The sequence below is a fragment of the Bathymodiolus platifrons methanotrophic gill symbiont genome (assembly GCF_002189065.1).
GTDB lineage: Bacteria > Pseudomonadota > Gammaproteobacteria > Methylococcales > Methylomonadaceae > Methyloprofundus.
The window spans coordinates 1-2192 of sequence record NZ_BDMN01000444.1 but is presented as its reverse complement, the minus strand read 5'-3'; the positions used below and the strand labels follow the sequence as shown (position 1 = coordinate 2192).

At 36.9% G+C, this 2192-nt stretch carries 3 protein-coding genes; 1 reads left to right on the top strand and 2 read right to left on the bottom strand.

The genetic code is table 11. The features are described 5' to 3' along the window. The first annotated feature begins 129 nt into the window (after positions 1-129). Positions 130-360 carry a WGR domain-containing protein gene (locus tag CDZ78_RS19090; protein ID WP_087871389.1) on the top strand — a complete coding sequence of 77 codons (231 nt, stop codon included), beginning with the start codon at positions 130-132 and terminating at the stop codon, positions 358-360. 384 nt (positions 361-744) lie between these two features. Here the strand turns inward: CDZ78_RS19090 and CDZ78_RS19085 are convergent, their stop codons facing one another. Together CDZ78_RS19085 and CDZ78_RS19080 are read right to left on the bottom strand one after the other, a co-directional pair. Next, positions 745-1455 (bottom strand): nuclease domain-containing protein, encoded by a 711-nt coding sequence (locus CDZ78_RS19085; RefSeq protein WP_087871388.1) that lies wholly within the window; start codon positions 1453-1455, stop codon positions 745-747. 175 nt (positions 1456-1630) lie between these two features. Continuing rightward, positions 1631-2192 (bottom strand): ISAzo13 family transposase (locus CDZ78_RS19080; protein WP_140414225.1); only part of this gene is annotated, 562 nt, incomplete at its 5' end.

Below are 2192 nucleotides of genomic sequence, written 5' to 3'. Positions count from 1 at the left end.
CAAATTTCCCTGCGCCTTCTGGAGACTATCATCCCGTCCGGGGCTGACAGCGTTTGAGGCAGCTATTAGGACAAAAAGAATAATCAGGATTATTCAGTAAGTCATGAAATCTTAAGGTGGTTACGAGCTATGAACCGAATCTATTTAGAGTACCACCAGGATGCAGAGAACAAACACCGTTTCTATCAGATGTTTGTCGTGCCCACGCTGTTTGATGATTGGTCATTAGTCCGTGAATGGGGCCGTATTGCCAGCCCAGGAACGGTTAAAAAAGACTGGTTTGAAACCCAAGCACTAGCGGACTTAGCCTTTCAGAAGATCAGTCAGGAAAAGATACATAAAGGGTATCAACGACGGTAAAAAGGGAGCAAAGACCAACAGGTAGAAATTTATCTGGTTTATTGAAAATAATGAATTTTACGACAACAAAGAATTTATTTATATTCAATATATTATGAAGATCCTGCTTGCTGAGTTTGAAAACAATAATTCTTCTGAGGGTCTTTAGTATCAAGGATTATAGGGTGTTCATGAAACTTATCGGCCTTTTAATTAATTAACCCCATTAAATCAGTAAAGAAAACTCAACCTAGAGACTAGCTGGACTTTTCGTACCGTTGGACTTCAAACCCCTTTACCTATTATGTACGAATCCTTACGCTCGGCCAAGAAACCCTTATTAACCTAAACTAAGAGCCTTATAAATTCTTTTTTTCAACTTAGGTTATTTCTTGATTTTTACCTTTAAACCATTAAATCTAACAAATTCTCGAGTGTATGCCGTAAAGTAAAATCATTGTTTTCTATATGCTGATCATTTAACTGTACACCTTGCACTCCCAATACAGGAGTAACCGTTTTATCATCAAACAAACCATAAGGTGATACGTGCATATCAGCTAAAGAAGCCTTTGTAGCTTGTGTAGGACTTATTAGTATCATAGCCTTAACGGGAGATGTGCCATTGACGCCATGTATGCCATGAACATACTTCATTGCACACTCAGGTAATCGTTCTTTATAAGCTGTTTCCATTTTTGAGTACTTAGCATCTAAAACCAATAAAATACTTTCTCCAGATGGCGGTGTTAATTCAATCACAATATCAGGCGCTCTTCTTCGGTTTTCATGGTTTGATGCTTTAAATACTTTTCCACTTGATGTTTGTTCAAAAGTTCTTATTTCCGTATTCAGGTATTTTTGATCGAATGCATTCTTATGTCCGACCATCCAATAATCAGGTTCATAATATAGTTCAACCAAAATTTCTTGATAATATGCTTGTAAAATACTACTTGAATTCTCCTGAAGCTTAGCATTTAAATCACAAATTAAACTCAAGTATGCACGCACTTTTAATATCGTATAATATTCAAATAACTTTGGAATACCTTTGATTGCAAAGAGCATTTCTTGGGCTCTCCAATCAATTTTATTAAAGTAATACCACTCCATTATGCTCCTGAAAATAGTCGTATAAAAACGATTAGCTTTTGCTTTTTGAGATAGGACAGGCAAACCTTTATTAGGAAAAGCAACAGGAATGTGCTTATTGAAGGAATGAATTAAACGCGAAATCCGTTGCTTGCAATCGCTAAGGAATAAGCACGAAACAACTTCCCGATATTAATTATTCTTGAGGAATTGCACGGTAATTCCATTTTGGTAAATGTGTATCAAATACAATCGGCATTATTTCTTTGAAGTCAGCGGCATATTTTCGTCCTGTCTCGTATATTTTGTCGAGTATGTGAACAATTGTTGTTAGTCCTTTTGACGTTGATGTTCTAGAAATCAATGTTTTAACTGTTTCAACCGAGTCAAATACAACACCTTCACAAGCACGAGTCACATGAGGAAAAAAACGATGTTCAATGGGATTATACTTGGAGGTATAAGGAGGATAGTGGGCAATCCTAATTTCCAATCCAAGTGCATTCGCAGTCTTTTGTAAATCTTCTTTAAAAATGTAGTGCCGTGAGCTGTTACTCCCTCCACCATCGCAAAGGATCAACAATGATTTTGCTTTAGGATAATGAATAATACCCTCGTTTACCCACCATTGAAATAAGCTATCACAGGCAAATTCACTGGTATCATGACTCGTTCCAAGCGTGATATATCCTGTGTTTCGTTTGAGGTCATAAAACCCATGAGGAATAACACTGCCTGTTGCAGAGCTAGGGAAATCA

Coding starts and splice junctions, on each gene's coding strand:
- CDZ78_RS19090 (WP_087871389.1), top strand. CDS start 130: ATGAACCGAATCTATTTAGAGTACCACCAGGATGCAGAGAACAAACAC.
- CDZ78_RS19085 (WP_087871388.1), bottom strand. CDS start 1,455: ATGGAGTGGTATTACTTTAATAAAATTGATTGGAGAGCCCAAGAAATG.